This window comes from Paenibacillus paridis, assembly GCF_006345825.1.
GTDB lineage: Bacteria > Bacillota > Bacilli > Paenibacillales > Paenibacillaceae > Pristimantibacillus > Pristimantibacillus paridis.
In genome coordinates, this window is sequence record NZ_VCIX01000092.1 from 1,382,315 (window position 1) to 1,397,206 (window position 14,892).

A 14,892-nucleotide genomic window follows, 5' to 3' on the forward strand; every position below is an offset into this window, starting at 1 on the left:
TAAAAACTCCTCTCGCTATCACTTTATCGCATGGCGGCTTCCGTTGTCACTTCCTATTTTGCCAATCAATATGGAAACTTTCTCCAAACTGCTGCGTATGTATGATGTGGCTTTTTATGTACAATTAGAATGTAATTATCAACTGAAGAGGTGAAGGCTAATGCAATCGGAGACAAAACACAAAAAAAACTGGCTGAAGGAAGTACGGGAATGGACGGTATCGCTTGGGATAGCCGTTGCTGTAGCCATGTTGTTCCAAACTTATGTCTATGCGCAATCAGAGGTTCAAAATGTGTCCATGCAAAATACACTTGTGGCAGGGCAACGCTTAATCGAAGATAAGTGGTCTTACCATTTCCATGAGCCGCGCCATGGGGATATTGTCATCATAAATGGCCCTGAGAGCGAGCTTCGCCTAATCAAAAGGGTAGTTGGCATTCCTGGGGACATCGTTGATATGCATGATGGGAATGTATACATAAACGGAGAGAAGCTGGACGAGCAGTATGTAAAAGGACAAACGTTTGCCGGAAGCGTAACGCTCCCGTTTACGGTGGAAGAAGGCCAGTTATTTGTTATGGGAGATAACCGTGAACACAGTTTGGATAGCCGTTCAATCGGGCCGATTTCAAGATCAAGCATCGAGGGTAAAGCCGTATTCCGGATATGGCCGCTTCCTAAATTCGGGACGTTAAACGAATAGAAGGAGCTGACAGGTCATGCCCTATACGTTAGCTCATCCTATGTTTGCTGCACCGCTTCGAAAGATGTTTCCTTTTTTAAGCATAACCGGTTTGATCCTGGGAAGTATGTCGCCAGATCTGGAGTATTTTATAGCCATGCAGCCTTTTCAAACGATCGGACATTCTTTTTCTGGCTTTTTACTGCTCGTTCTTCCCATGTGCGTTGCTTTTGCCCTTGCCTTTCATCGGATTATAAAGCCTGCATTGCCCGATCTTCTTCCTCATTTCGGAGCCATAAGGGCGTATGCTAGCTACCAAAACCGACCGTGGCATTTATCTACAGGGAAAGAATGGCTGCGCTTCACAATTTCGTTGTTTATCGGTTTTTTGACCCATGTCTTTGTCGATCATTTCACTCATAGCAGCGGGTGGTTCGTTCAGCGCCTGCCTTTCCTGCAAAGCCTAATTATGGGGGATTACGTTTACCATATACTGCAAATGTCGTTATCGATTCTGGGTCTGGCAGTTCCTTGCGCGTATTTGCTGCTAAGCTATTCAGCATGGCGCAAGAAGGAGCAGGAATTAATCATCAGCCACTTTATACAAAGTCCCCTTAAACACTGGGGGCTTCTGTTTTTTTCGGCGCTTGCACTTTTTCTTGCTAAATTAATCGAAGCCGGCCGTTTATTCTCTATCAGCATTTGGGCTGTTGCGCCAATTACATCGGTTCTATTCGGACTCTATACTGCTTCATTGCTGCTAGTGGCAGCAAAAAATCAAAGAATCGCGAGAGCGATCTATGTTCTCATCACGCTGGTTCTATTCATAGACTTTTATCAATTTTTGTCGGGACAATCAGAGTTTTCCGTTTCGTTATGGGTGCTGTACCAATTCGGATTATCGGTCGTTATTGCAGCCGGAGCTATTTTATGCAACAAAAAAGATAAAAATTAATGACATAAATCATTCGCCACCTTAATTATAAGGTGGGTAAAACATCCTGTATAATTTAAAAAAATTCAACTTCATCCAGTCATTAAAACCAAACGTAATAATTTTGTAAGAATTGGTTACAAGTTCGTTTAGAAATAGCCGTTATGATGAACCATAGATTAAACAATATTTAACTAGCGAGGCGTGAACGTGATTGTCCATTCGAGTAAAGCTGTATATGTCTTACTTGGCCATGGTGTTTGTGCCGGTGATCCTCATGATTGCGTTTATGCTCTTTTATTTTTATGCAGGCGGGATTGAGGATGTACGCGAAGCATTCGACAAAGAACGCAAAGAGCCATATCTTCAAGCACTTGTTTACGGCGAGCTGTCTTATGTGCTGGAAAATGACGCGGGGAAGCTGGAAGACAAGGAGTATCTTAGCGATATTCAACAAAGGCTAGGGGATTTGTGGGCGGGATATCTCTTCTCGAAGAATGGGAGGATTACATCCGTTGCTCCGTTCTTGGAGCAAGTAGCACCCGGTCAAAATTGGCAAAAGCTGCTTGAGGAGCCTCCGGCTACTGTCGCATTCAGTTCGTACCGATTTGAAACGTACAATATCGATTTCAAATATCCCGATGGAAGCGACGGTAGAGGCGTTTTATTCCGGCGCAACGACACAGTCCCTATCTACTGGAGGCCAGTCGGCACAGCTTTTTCATTGGCATTCATTGGCTTGACGAGTTTGCTGCTGACCTACTTTGTGTCCAGAAGCATTATAAAGCCAATCAAGAAGCTGGAAGCGGCAGCCCTGCAAATTAAGGATGGAGATTTATCCCGCAAGGTGGAAGCCACGTCCCGTGGAGAAATAGGTCAGCTCAGTATCGCATTCGAGGAAATGAGAGTGAGATTAAAGCATTCCATTGACCAAAGCCTTCAGTATGAAGAGAATCGAAAGATGCTGCTCTCACATATTTCGCATGATTTAAAGACGCCGATATCGGCGATTAAAGGCTATGTTGAAGGAATTATGGACGGAATTGCGAACACGGACGAGAAACGGACACGTTACATGGAAACGATCTATCGCAAGGCTACGGATATGGATCAATTAATTGATGAATTGTTTCTTTTCTCGAAGCTCGATCTCCAAACGGTCGCTTTTGACCTTAAAGTAATGGATTTCAGCCGGTATATGGAGCATTTTATGGACGAGCAGCGCTTTGATTTAGATAAGTCTGGCGTCACGCTTCATTATACAGCGCATGAAGTCGGCTCGATTTTTATTGCGGCGGATCCGGATAAGCTAAGCCGGGTGCTTACCAACATTTTGAACAACTGCGTCAAATATATGGGACAGCAATCGCCACAAGAAGCTAAGACGATTATAGTGCGAGTGAAGGAGCTTGATCAGTTTGCTTTGGTGGAAATTGAAGATACGGGTCCAGGAATTGAAAAGGAAGATCTCCCTTACATCTTTGATCGTTTCTACCGAGCTGAGCAGTCCCGTAACTCAGAGACAGGAGGAAGCGGGCTTGGCCTAGCGATTGTTAAACAAATTATTGAAGGGCATGGCGGCATGGTTTGGGCGGAAAACGCAGAGCATGGGGGAGCCCGGTTCTGTATGAAGCTTCCTAAATCAGGTGCTGTCAAAACGGTGGATGAGCATGAAGAGCATACTGATCATTGAAGACGAAAAAGCCATTGCCGAGCTGGAGCGCGATTATTTGGAGAGCTATGGCTTTGACGTGCATATTGAAGGGCGAGGCGATGTTGGACTTGAGAAAGCGCTGGAAGGAAAGTTTGACCTCATTATTCTCGATGTGATGCTTCCTAAAGTAGACGGATTTGAAATTTGCCGCCAAATCAGGCAGACGGTTAATATCCCGGTGCTTATGGTTACGGCCAAGAAAGAGGATATTGACAAAATCAGGGGGCTTGGCCTCGGCGCAGATGATTACATGACAAAGCCGTTTAGTCCAAGCGAGCTAGTTGCACGAGTAAAAGCCCATTTGGCGCGTTACGAGCGGTTAACCGCAGACAAGACGGAACGGGGTGACCATATTCGCATACGAGGGATTTTCATTGACAAGCCTTCCCGTAGAGTAATGATTCATGAGAAGGAGGCGATGCTTACCTCGAAGGAATATGAGCTGCTTCTCCTGCTTGCTTCGTATCCTAATCGCGTATTTGAGAAAGAAGAGCTGTTCGAGCGGATTTGGGGTCTTGATTCGAACGGCGACGCAGCTACGGTTACGGTCCATATTCGGAGGCTGCGCGAAAAAATAGAGCATGATCCCTCCAAGCCGCAATACATTGAGACGATTTGGGGAGTAGGCTATCGCTTTAAAGTATAGATAGAAGATGAGGAGTGGAACATTTTGAAAAGCATTATACGATTTTCGCTGAATAACAAATTTGCTTTATGGATCTTGACTCTGCTTGTGCTGTTTGCTGGACTTTATTCTGGATTGAACATGAAAATGGAAACACTGCCAGATATCACGGTGCCTATCGTGAGCGTTACGACGGTATATCCCGGCGCCGCTCCTGAAGAGATTATGGAAAAAGTAACGAAGCCAATCGAGCAGCGTACCCGTAATCTAAAAGGCGTAAATGTCATTAGCTCAACCTCATACGAGAATGCTTCATCTGTCGTCATTGAGTATACTTATGAGACGGATATGGACAAAGCCGCTGAGGAAGTGAAAAACATACTGAGTGAGGTTGCGCTGCCTGAAGGGGCACAGGACCCTTCGGTATCGAGGCTCAGCCTCAACGCTTTCCCGGTATTGTCGCTCAGCCTCTCTAATGACAATATGGATCTGGAGCAGCTTACAAATGAAATGCAGGACAACGTGTTGCCGCGCCTGCAAGGCATTGACGGCGTAGCCAGTATCCAAGTGTCCGGACAGAACGTAAAGGAAGGCGAACTAGCCTTCAAAACCGATAAGCTGAAACAAATCGGCTTGACAGAGGATATGGTTAAAGGCATTATTCAAGCCTCGGCATTATCCGTTCCGCTTGGAATTTATGAATTTGGCGACTCCGAGAAAGCCATTCTTGTGGACGGCAACATCTCCAGCGAGGAGGATTTGAAAAATCTGGTTGTCGTGCCAGGCGTCAAACTCAGTGATGTTGCCGATATCACGATCGTCGGCAAAGCAGAATCGATCTCGCGCACGAACGGCAAGGATGCTATCGGAATCAACGTTGTGAAATCGGCAGATTCCAATACCGTCGATGTCGTGAATAACGTAAAAGAGGAAATTAAAGAGCTGGAAAGCAAAAACGAAGGCTTATCTTTCGTTATGACGCTTGATCAAGGCAAGCCGATCGAGGATTCCGTCCACACGATGTTAAGCAAAGCCATCATAGGGGCCTTGTTCGCAGTTATCATTATTATGATTTTCCTGCGTGACATTCGTTCTACCATTATCGCTGTTGTGTCCATTCCGTTGTCGATCCTGATCGCGCTGCTTATTTTAAGCCAAATGGACATTACTCTGAATATTATGACACTTGGAGCGATGACCGTTGCTATCGGTCGGGTTATCGATGACTCTATCGTCGTCATAGAGAATGTATACCGCCGAATGTCGCTCTCTACAGAGAAGCTAAAGGGCAAGGATTTGATTCTTGACGCAACCAAAGAGATGTTTGTGCCAATTCTTGCTTCAACGATCGTAACGATTGCAGTATTTGTTCCGCTTGGTCTTGTATCCGGAATGATTGGCCAGATCTTCCTTCCGTTTGCTTTGACGATCGTCTTTGCTTTGTTGGCATCACTTTTGGTAGCCATAACAGTTGTTCCAATGCTGGCTCATATGATGTTCCGCAAAGGCATGAAACCAGGCAAGGCGCATCATGAAAAACCGAGCCGGATGGCTGAATGGTACAAAGGCGTGCTGAAATGGTCGCTTAATCATAAACTGATTGCTTTTGGCTTGGCCGTAGTGCTTCTAATCGGAAGTTTGTTCCTCGTGCCTATCATCGGCACAAGCTTTATCGCAGGCGATGAGCAAAAAATGATGGTTGTATCCTATAATCCTGCTCCAGGCGAAACGCGTGAGCAGGTCGAGAAAATGGCGCTTGAAGCCGAAAAGCAATTGCTTGACCGCGAAGGAATTGCGGTTGTGCAGTATGCTGTTGGCGGACAAAATCCGTTTAGTCCAGGAGCTTCAAAGCAAGCCTTGTTCAACTTAAGCTACGATGAGGATTATGCGGGGTTCAACGAAGAGAAAGAGAAAATTGTACCGCTTCTTCAAGAGCTTGGCGGGAAAGGCGAATGGAAGCAGCAGGACTTCACAGGCGGCGGCCTAGGTGGATCTGGCGTATCCATGCTCGTTTACGGACCGGATATGAAGGCTCTTCAACCCGTTGTTGATGACTTAATGGCGAAGCTTGCTGAGAACAAAAACTTGAAAAACATTGATTCCAGTTTGTCTGAAACTTATGAACAATATCGCTTGGTAGCCAATCAAGAGAAGCTAAGCCAAAACGGATTGACTGCCGGGCAAATTGCTATGGCACTTAGCCCTGTTCGCGAACGTCCCGTACTCACTACCATTGAGAAGGACGGGGAACAGTTCAACGTATATGTGAAAGTGGAAACCAAAACCTATACAAGCAAGGCAGACCTTGAAAATGTTATGCTGACGTCTCCGCAAGGAGCGGAAGTTGCGCTTAAAGATTTGGTTACGATCGAAGAAGGAGAATCTCCAAATACGATTACCAGACGCGATGACCGGATTTATGCAGAGGTTTCTGCGGACGTAACTATATCTGATGTAGGTAAAGTGTCTACAGAGCTTCAAAAAATGATCGATGAAACCGATTTGCCAGCTGGCGTTGACATCGATATGGGCGGCGTGAGCGAACAAATTAATGAGTCGTTTACTCAGCTTGGGCTGGCTATGCTGGCAGCTATCGCTGTTGTATATTTAGTGCTTGTCATTACATTCGGAGGCGGATTGACGCCGTTTGCAATCCTGTTCTCCTTACCGTTTACGATCATTGGGGCGTTGGTGGGGCTTCTTATCGCCGGTGAAACACTCAGTGTAACCGCGATGATCGGAGCGCTGATGCTGATCGGTATCGTAGTGACGAATGCCATCGTACTCGTTGACCGCGTCATTCAGAAGGAGAAAGAAGGCATGACTGTGCGCGAGGCTTTACTAGAAGCGGCAGGCACGCGCCTTCGTCCAATTCTAATGACGGCCATTGCAACGGTAGGTGCATTGCTGCCGCTTGCCTTCGGTTTTGAGTCGGGTGGTCTGATTTCCAAGGGTATGGCAGTTACTGTCATCGGCGGTTTGACAAGCTCAACGCTGTTGACGTTAATTATCGTCCCAGTCGTATACGAGTTCTTGAACCGTAAACGCAAGGTGAAGACAGCTGAATAAGCCATAATATTGCAATGTAGAGTTTAAGGAAAAGGCAGCCTCCAAGGTCATTGACCAAGGAGGCTGCCTTCTTTCATCTCTGAGAGCTTTACTATACGTGGTCTATTAATAAAACAGCTAGGCAAATGCATTAGTAACACTAGCGGAGCTAACTTCATACGTATATGTCATGAACGATCAACGACATTAGACCGTTTCAAACGGATGTGTCTAAGCCATTTCTCATTTGTCTAACGCGTTGATAAACTCATGAACACATAACGGAGGTTACAGAAAATGGATGAGTTTAAAAATGATTTGCAACATTTGAATATGGACCCTTACAAAACAAGCGGGATGACGCCAAATGCCGGCCAAGGGCAAGTCGATCCTAACCAAGCGCGTCTTTGTATTGGATTTTGTATCGGATTTTGCATCGGATTTTGTTCTTGTGGCGGTTGTGGCGGCTGCGGAGGTGGTTGCGCACGATGTGCGGGCTGTGCCCGCTGCGGAGGCTGTGCGCGATGCGGTGGTTGTGCCCGTTGTCGTTAAGCAAATAGCTTATCAATGGTTAAGTCGAATTATAGAATGCAAAATAAAATCGAAACGCCTCTACAGCCATCCCGCTGTCAGAGGCGTTTTTTCTGTATTTCAATTGGCATGACGGACAAAGGGCGCTACATATCTTTTAAAGAGGAAAAACGTCAGTCTAAGTGACGATTTACGATAAGGAGGAATGGACTTTGAATCCTTCTACGCGTCTTAAAGTAAGAGGAGATACTTTTTTTCTGCCCGGATCGGACGGAAGCGTCTATTTTCGCAACAACATTGGTTCATTCCGGATGGAAGGCGCCTCTATCAATCAATGGATAGAGAAGCTGATGCCTATTTTTAACGGCGAGCATTCTATGCAGGAAGTGACTAACGGATTGTCGGAGCCCTATCAAAAAAGGGTATATGAAATTGCAGAGGTTCTATTCGCGAATGGCTATGTTAGAGATGTTAGTAGTGACCAACCGCATCAGTTGGATGAGAGCGTGCAACAGAAGTATGCTTCACAAATTGAATTTTTAGACAGCTTTGAAGGCTCAGGCGGCTACCGCTTCCAGCTCTTTCGCGAATCAACCGTCCTGGCCGTCGGATCAGGCTCTTTTTTTGTTTCACTGGTAAAAGCGTTATTGGAAGCCGGTATGCCCCGTATCCAGCTATTGGTTACCCATTCAGAGAAGACTGATCGGGAACGGATATATGAATTGGCTGAGCGTGCGCGCCTCTCAGATCAGCAAGTTAGAGTGGACGAGATACTCATGCCCTCGGAAGGAAACGTGGATTGGAAAGAGGCTATCCAGCCGTTTGACGCGGTTTTTTATGTAGCCACGGCGCCTGAGGAAATTGAACTAAAAGCAATTCATCAAGCATGCAGAGAAGAAAAAAAGGTACTGCTGCCAGCGATTATTTTGGAACAAACGGGCATTGCTGGCCCTCTCGTACATCCGAAATCGGATGGGTGCTGGGAATCGGCTTGGCGCAGAATTCATCAAGTCGCTATCAGTAGGGCTTCGGTGGACCATTCGGTTTCTTCTACAGCGGAAGCATTGCTTGCGAATGTTGTTGTATTTGAATGGTTAAAAACATCCGCGGAGGTGATCCGGCCTGACCTGAATAACAAATTGTATCTATTAAACCTGGAAACGTTAGAAGGAAGCTGGCATCCTTTTTTAACTCATCCGTTAGCGAATCGTATTCCCGCGGCTGCTGTGATTGATGATGTGGAGGCAATAGTAGAGAGCGAGGACGATGAGCGCACGGCTAATAGCAAGAGCCTAATCACGTATTTTAGCAGGCTGACCTCCTCTGAAACCGGAATATTTCACTTATGGGAGGAAGGGGAGCTGCTGCAGCTTCCATTATCGCAATGCCGTGTTCAGATTGCGGATCCATTATCGCTTGGGCCTAGTGAGCTCAGGCCAGAGAAGATCTACAACGGTCTAAATCATGAAGAAGCCCGGACAGAAGCTGGATTGGCAGGGTTAGAGTCATACGTAGCGAGATTGGAAGAGGTGCTTTTTGAAACAAAGAGCATAGGCGGCAGCGATGCTTTGATGCAAGCGGACCATGTATTCCTCGGGGTAGGAGCGGGACGTTCAGTTGCAGAGGGGCTGAGCCGTGCCTTGCAAAAATGCTTGAATCAGGAGCTTATTCAAAGCCTTAAAAAGCAGCCCGTTACGATTTCGATGGTAACGCTAGATGTTGTGGAGGATGGTCATATCCGTTTCTATTTAACCTCGTTAAATACTCTGCTAGAACATCCGGAGATTGGCTTTAGCGATGACGCGCTAGGTTTCCCGGTAGCTTGGGTAGGCATAAAAGGCAATTGGTACGGGGCTGTTGATTTTAATCGAACGAAGGCACTGCGGAGGGCGCTTCAGCAAGTATTGCTTACCATTCAAAATAAAAAAGAAGCAGAGGTCGGGAGCAGCCTTTTCCTATCCTCAGTTCACCTAATAAAAGCAGAAGCTGGCAGCATTTCCATTACGCAAGATGATACCCAGACACATCGAGAAAGCTTATTAACAGCTTTACAACAATTAAAACGGATGAACAAAAAAATAATAACATACGACATGGCCATTGAAGCCTTTATGAAGGAGGAAATGGCGGGGGTGTTCGGCGTATCGCTTCGAGAGGAGGAGGGGCTGTGAGCGCTATTGTAGTGATCGTAGGGGAAGGACAGCTTGCTGAGCTTGTGTGCGCGGAGCTGACAGGGGATTATCATTTGGCTTGGCAAACTGACTTCAGCTCGGAAGTGTCTGCAGATGCTAGCCTTGCTCTGGTATTAAATGACGGCTATGATCCTTTCGAACATTTGCAGGCAGAGGAAGCGTTCCGAATATCCGGGATTCCCTGGCTCCGCGGTTTCGTAACCTTTGGGGAGGGGATGATCGGCCCGTTGGTTGTTGCGAATGCGGAGGGATGTTCCCAGTGCGCGGATTACCGGCGTTTAATGGCGGGAAACGACCGAAAGGAGATGTGGGAACTTCAGCAGCTGCTGCATGGAGGAAGTTTTCCTGATTTGTGGGCTTCGCGCACGGGGCTCTCGCATATGGCTAAAATAATTGCGATGGAAGCGCGCAGAGTATTGAACGGTTCACCTGCGCGGCTGCAGAATCATGTCATGAACGTTCATCTTCAATCACTGAACAGTTCATCGCATTTCTTTTTGCCTGATCCGCTATGCCCCGTATGCGGAAGTCTTCCGGAGGATTCGGCAGAAGGTGCCCGAATCTTGCTGCAGCCAAGCTTGAAAATAAACGAAAGCAGCTATCGGAGTCGTTCAAAGTCGGAGTTAAAAGGGTTGCTTGCCAATGATTATATGGATACGAGAATTGGTTTTTTGAACGGCAAGATGATCGACCTCGCGTCGCCGTTTGCGGATGCCAGCATTAATTTGCCTTTATTCTCAAGCGATGAGGGTTGTGCAGGACGAACGCATTCCTATGCAGATAGCGAAATGACTGCAATCCTGGAAGGGTTGGAGCGATATTGCGGCATGTCTCCGCGCGGAAAAAAGACGGCTGTACACGATAGCTTCAACAGGCTAAAGGAGCAAGCGCTCGATCCTAGGCTGGTCGGTGTTCACGATAAGGCGATGTATGAGCGGTCCAATTTTCCGTTTCAGCCCTTTGATCCAACCCAGTCCATCGACTGGGTATGGGGGTACTCCTTTTTGCAAGAGCGGCCGCTGCTCGTGCCGGAGCTTCTTGCTTATTACAGCTCGGGATGCGGCCATGGATTTGTATATGAAACCTCGAATGGCTGCGCTTTGGGAGGCAGTCTAGAGGAGGCGGTTTTTTATGGCATCATGGAAGTCGTGGAGCGCGATGCCTTTTTGTTAACCTGGTATGCTAAGCTGCCGCTTGTTCCGATTGATCCCTATTCGTCGGGGAACCTGGAATTAAAGCTTATGGTTGATCGGTTAAGAGAGGTTGCCAACTACGATGTTCATTTGTTTAATGCCACGATGGAAAATGGCATTCCAAGCATTTGGGCGGTCGCCAAAAATAAAACGGACAAAGGCGTGAACCTCATATGCGCTGGAGGGGCTCATCCCGATCCGGTACACGCGGCAAAAGGAGCAATTCATGAGCTAGCAGGCATGCTGTTATCCTTGAACGAGAAACTCGAAGAAAATCGCGAACATTACGAGCAGATGTTAGAGGACCCCTATTTGGTCAAACAAATGGATGATCATTCGATGTTATATGGGCTTAAGCAAGCAGAGGAACGCTTGCATTTTTTGCTTGAGAATAAACAACCGGCGCGAACCTTCGCAGAGGAATTTAAACAAAGGGAGTGGAATGCGGATTTAACGGAAGATTTGAGATCGATCCTACAAGCGTTCAAACAGCTTCACATGGATGTCATTGTCATAAACCAGACCACACCGGAAACGATGCGGAACGGTCTTCATTGCGTTAAAGTATTAATTCCGGGAATGCTGCCTATGTCATTCGGACAGCATCTTGTTCGCTTGACAGGGCTCGACCGTGTGCTAAACGTTCCGGTACTGCTAGGGCACGCAAAGGAACCCCTGACAACGGAACAGTTAAATTTGCACCCTCATCCGTTTCCATAACCGGTGAGTACAGCCTTTAGGAGGGAAGCGAATGAGTCTGAAGGTTTTTTTGCATCAACTGCAATTTGACCCGGACAAAACGAGGCTGGGAGAGCGAGAAACCGATTGGGAGGACGCTCCGTTAACGTATAAGCTCTATCGTGGGCAACCGATATACCCGCTCTCAGCGGACATTCCGCTAGCGCTTGGTACAGGTGAACGGGCAGCGGTATCTCTTCAGGATATGGGTCATTTCCTCTGGTATGCATTTGGGCTGACTCAGTTGAGCCAGTCCTTCGATGACGCTAGAGAGGGCGAGGAGTGGGGAAGCCCACTGCTGCACTGCAGACGCTTTGTGCCTTCAGGCGGGGGATTGTATCCAAGCGAGCTTTACCTTTATCTAAAAATGGAAGGACTGCCGTTTGGGGTTTATCATTACGACGCTGCGCACCATCGTTTGATTTTGCTCCGGGAAGGGAACTTCGATGACTATGTAAGCGAGTCACTTGGCCGACGCTGCGCGATATCAGCCTGCTTTGGCGTCGTATTCGTATCGACCGTGTTTTGGAAAAACTATTTTAAATATTTTAATTTTTCATACCGCCTGCAGGGGCTGGACGCCGGACTGCTTATTGGACAGATGACAGAGGCAGCTAAAGCGATAGATGCAGAGACAGGCGTATATTTCCAATTTCTGGATCGATCTGTTAATCATTTGCTTGGGTTGACGGCTAGTAAGGAAAGTGTGTATGCAGTCATCCCGCTTCATGCCAATGCTGAGCGAAATGATAACTGGTTTATACAAACCGCTATAGAAAAAGGGCATTCGGCTTCAGCGGATCTAGTTGCAATGCTGGCGCCTGCCGAGCATGAGTCCTACATGCGTTCTCAGCGGGTGCTGCCTTATCCTATGCTCCTAGAAGCGAACCGGGCTTCCATTATGGAAAGCTCTAGGTTGTTCCGAACCGTAAAGGCTGAGGTTGCATTAACGGGTTTGGGCGAGGGCATTTCCTTGCCAGCTCTGGAGAGCCGGTCGATTGATTTTGACTCGGCATGCCGGAACAGATATTCTCCGGAAAACGATTTTGTATTGCGGCCAGTAAGCCTTATCGACCTCGCAGCCCTTCTTCAGAAGACTTTCGGTGAAACTAGGCATCGCAACGACTTGGATGAAGGGCATCATAACCGAGCGGCCCGCATTGCATTGTATGGATGTTTCTACGGCGTTGAAGGGCTGAGTAATGGTGCCTATCTATATGACGATTCAGCGAACGAGCTGCGGATGGTTCGCCCTGGCGATCACAGGCTGCAATTGCAAGAAGGGCTGTCGCTTGCCAATGTGAATATGCATCAGGTGCCGCTCTGCTTTCATATTGCAGGAGACATCGATTATTTTCGCGCGCAGCTTGGTTACCGGGGGTATCGGATTCAGCAGATGGAGGCGGGCATGCTTGTGCAGCGCCTGCTGCTTGCTGCTTCCGACATTGGTATGGCAGGACGTCCGCTGCTTGGCTTTGATGCGAGCGGAAGCAACGCGCTCTACGACATGATTCAGCGAAATCAAACATGCTTAATCCAAATTCCTATTGGTTATTGCCGCATGCGTCCACGGCTAGAAGGGAGCTTGTCCCGCTAGCTTACTGGGCATGTGGCATTAAACCGACGTAATCGAGAAAAGAAGAGCCTTCACCTCCGACTATTAGCGGAGATCAAGGCTCTTAGGGATGTACTAGCGTTAGAAAAGCTCTTTAAAATGATGGGATTACTTCAGTTCAGGCTTACCTTGGGGAGCACATACGACTGGGAAGCAGACTTGCTGAGGCTGATGCCACGAGTCGTGCCAATGATGGTGATCGCTGAGAGAAGCATTGTCCCAGCTGTTGTATGGATGATGTTCATCAGCCATAGGGGAGTGCCAGTAACCATGCATGGCCGGATGGAAATCCGTCATTTCGTGCATCGGATGCATGCCATACATGCCATGCATGTGATGCATAGCATGGTAGTCATGCATAGCCTGCATATGATGCATAGCGTAGTAGTCATGCATTGCGTGCATGTGATGCATGTGGTGCATGCCATGGTAATCGTACATAGGGTGCATGCCATAGTCGTGCATATCATGCATATCATGCATCCCATAGTCATGCATGTCGCCGAAACCGTGCATTGCACCAAAATCTACCCAACAGTGGCATTGGACACTGGGTGCTGCTTCCGTTTCAGCCTGGATAGGCTTATTCGGCAAACTAAGGTTTGGTTGTATGGACGCGTTGCTCTCCGGCATTGCCGCATTCGATTGCATTTGCATGTAAGGCTGATTTTGTATCATGGTGCGCCTCCTTCAGATCATAATTTAAAATATGCTTCAAATGAAAAAGGGGCACTTATCCCTATAAAATGGGCTTTTGGCTGTAAAGGGCAGCATGCATAGGACGAAACCAAGAAGGTGAGGCTAGATAGGATAACAATCGCCCAGAAAGGTTGTCTGCCCTATGCTGCGCCATATCGTAATGAAAGCCGTGTTTGTATTGTTAAGCTTAGCCCACTCTGAGGTCATGCCCACGGAAGAGGCGGCACTGTATGCGGAACCATCGTATGCCAAATGGGGAAAACTGGCGGTTGAGGAAACGTCTAAGGTTTATCAGGGTGCCTCGATCACGGATTATAAATACGAGGGAAGAAAACCATTGGCAGGAGGCCAAGCAGAAGAGCATTTTGTGCTATGGCTCCGCACGGATGCGAAAGAATTTGGAGTTAGGGTAAGTATTACGATTCAAACGGGCTCTGATGAGGCTGTTCACATAAAAATTAATGAGCTTAATTAAATAATTGAAACAATCATTCAGGCTGGACCGTAATACAAGGCAAAACGATTTCATATACGCTTCGTGCAGAAGCGAGAGGAGCCTGGCTATGCTGATTACAACAACGCCAACGATTGAAGGAAGACCGATTCAGGAATATATAGGAATCGTGACGGGGGAAGCTATTATGGGAGCGAATGTGGTTCGCGACTTTTTTGCCTCGATTACGGATATTGTGGGTGGACGCTCCGGTGCCTATGAAAGCAAGCTTAAGGAAGCCCGGGATGTGGCAATCGGAGAAATGAAAAATCAAGCTGCAAAGCTTGGCGCCAATGCCATTGTCGCCATTGACATTGATTATGAAGTTGTCCGCGAAGGAATGCTAATGGTTGCTGTAAGTGGGACGGCGGTAAGGTTCTAACGAAAATAAAATGGATAAAAGCGACAATCGCTGTTTGCCTAACTAA

At 47.3% G+C, this 14,892-nt stretch carries 12 protein-coding genes; 11 read left to right on the top strand and 1 reads right to left on the bottom strand.

Features of this window, described 5'->3' with window-relative positions:
• The first annotated feature begins 160 nt into the window (after nt 1-160).
• The 9 genes from lepB to FJQ58_RS28095 all read left to right on the top strand — a co-directional run bounded on the left by lepB (nt 161) and on the right by FJQ58_RS28095 (nt 13,254).
• Complete coding sequence (gene lepB, locus FJQ58_RS28055; protein WP_139998506.1) at nt 161-703, top strand: signal peptidase I; 543 nt, start codon at nt 161-163, stop codon at nt 701-703.
• A 16-nt stretch (nt 704-719) separates the two neighbouring features.
• Entirely contained in the window at nt 720-1,637 is a 918-nt protein-coding gene (locus FJQ58_RS28060) for a DUF4184 family protein (protein ID WP_139998508.1), read from the top strand.
• 193 nt (nt 1,638-1,830) lie between these two features.
• Nucleotides 1,831-3,309: a sensor histidine kinase gene (locus FJQ58_RS28065; RefSeq protein WP_139998510.1), complete on the top strand. Its 1,479-nt coding sequence runs from the start codon at nt 1,831-1,833 to the stop codon at nt 3,307-3,309.
• Nucleotides 3,287-3,976, top strand: coding sequence for a response regulator transcription factor (locus FJQ58_RS28070; RefSeq protein WP_139998512.1), 690 nt, complete (start codon nt 3,287-3,289; stop codon nt 3,974-3,976). The genes FJQ58_RS28065 and FJQ58_RS28070 overlap by 23 nt, the downstream gene beginning before the upstream one ends.
• Before the next feature lie 24 nt (nt 3,977-4,000).
• Nucleotides 4,001-7,024 (top strand): efflux RND transporter permease subunit, encoded by a 3,024-nt coding sequence (locus FJQ58_RS28075; RefSeq protein ID WP_139998514.1) that lies wholly within the window; start codon nt 4,001-4,003, stop codon nt 7,022-7,024.
• Between the two features lie 336 nt (nt 7,025-7,360).
• Entirely contained in the window at nt 7,361-7,555 is a 195-nt protein-coding gene (locus FJQ58_RS33445) for a hypothetical protein (RefSeq protein WP_420799870.1), read from the top strand.
• Between the two features lie 191 nt (nt 7,556-7,746).
• Complete coding sequence (locus tag FJQ58_RS28085; RefSeq protein WP_139998518.1) at nt 7,747-9,705, top strand: putative thiazole-containing bacteriocin maturation protein; 1,959 nt, start codon at nt 7,747-7,749, stop codon at nt 9,703-9,705.
• Nucleotides 9,702-11,639, top strand: coding sequence for a TOMM precursor leader peptide-binding protein (locus FJQ58_RS28090; protein ID WP_139998519.1), 1,938 nt, complete (start codon nt 9,702-9,704; stop codon nt 11,637-11,639). Before FJQ58_RS28085 ends, FJQ58_RS28090 begins: the two co-directional genes overlap by 4 nt.
• Before the next feature lie 31 nt (nt 11,640-11,670).
• Nucleotides 11,671-13,254: a SagB family peptide dehydrogenase gene (locus FJQ58_RS28095; RefSeq protein WP_139998521.1), complete on the top strand. Its 1,584-nt coding sequence runs from the start codon at nt 11,671-11,673 to the stop codon at nt 13,252-13,254.
• A 126-nt stretch (nt 13,255-13,380) separates the two neighbouring features.
• On the opposite strand, the gene FJQ58_RS28100 is transcribed toward FJQ58_RS28095, so the two are convergent.
• On the bottom strand, nt 13,381-13,950 hold the full coding sequence (locus tag FJQ58_RS28100) for a hypothetical protein (protein WP_139998523.1): 570 nt from the start codon (nt 13,948-13,950) through the stop codon (nt 13,381-13,383).
• Between the two features lie 163 nt (nt 13,951-14,113).
• Between FJQ58_RS28100 and FJQ58_RS28105 the strand changes: the two genes are divergently transcribed.
• Both FJQ58_RS28105 and FJQ58_RS28110 read left to right on the top strand, forming a co-directional pair.
• Entirely contained in the window at nt 14,114-14,446 is a 333-nt protein-coding gene (locus tag FJQ58_RS28105; RefSeq protein ID WP_139998525.1) for a DUF3889 domain-containing protein, read from the top strand.
• 88 nt (nt 14,447-14,534) lie between these two features.
• On the top strand, nt 14,535-14,846 hold the full coding sequence (locus FJQ58_RS28110) for a YbjQ family protein (RefSeq protein ID WP_139998526.1): 312 nt from the start codon (nt 14,535-14,537) through the stop codon (nt 14,844-14,846).
• Nucleotides 14,847-14,892: the final 46 nt, after the last annotated feature.

What these genes read in the sequence shown, in the direction of transcription:
- FJQ58_RS28110 (WP_139998526.1), top strand. Translation starts at nt 14,535, where the DNA reads ATGCTGATTACAACAACGCCAACGATTGAAGGAAGACCGATTCAGGAA.
- FJQ58_RS28095 (WP_139998521.1), top strand. Translation starts at nt 11,671, where the DNA reads ATGAGTCTGAAGGTTTTTTTGCATCAACTGCAATTTGACCCGGACAAA.
- FJQ58_RS28105 (WP_139998525.1), top strand. Translation starts at nt 14,114, where the DNA reads ATGCTGCGCCATATCGTAATGAAAGCCGTGTTTGTATTGTTAAGCTTA.
- FJQ58_RS33445 (WP_420799870.1), top strand. Translation starts at nt 7,361, where the DNA reads ATGACGCCAAATGCCGGCCAAGGGCAAGTCGATCCTAACCAAGCGCGT.
- FJQ58_RS28100 (WP_139998523.1), bottom strand. Translation starts at nt 13,950, where the DNA reads ATGATACAAAATCAGCCTTACATGCAAATGCAATCGAATGCGGCAATG.
- lepB (WP_139998506.1), top strand. Translation starts at nt 161, where the DNA reads ATGCAATCGGAGACAAAACACAAAAAAAACTGGCTGAAGGAAGTACGG.
- FJQ58_RS28070 (WP_139998512.1), top strand. Translation starts at nt 3,287, where the DNA reads ATGAAGAGCATACTGATCATTGAAGACGAAAAAGCCATTGCCGAGCTG.
- FJQ58_RS28060 (WP_139998508.1), top strand. Translation starts at nt 720, where the DNA reads ATGCCCTATACGTTAGCTCATCCTATGTTTGCTGCACCGCTTCGAAAG.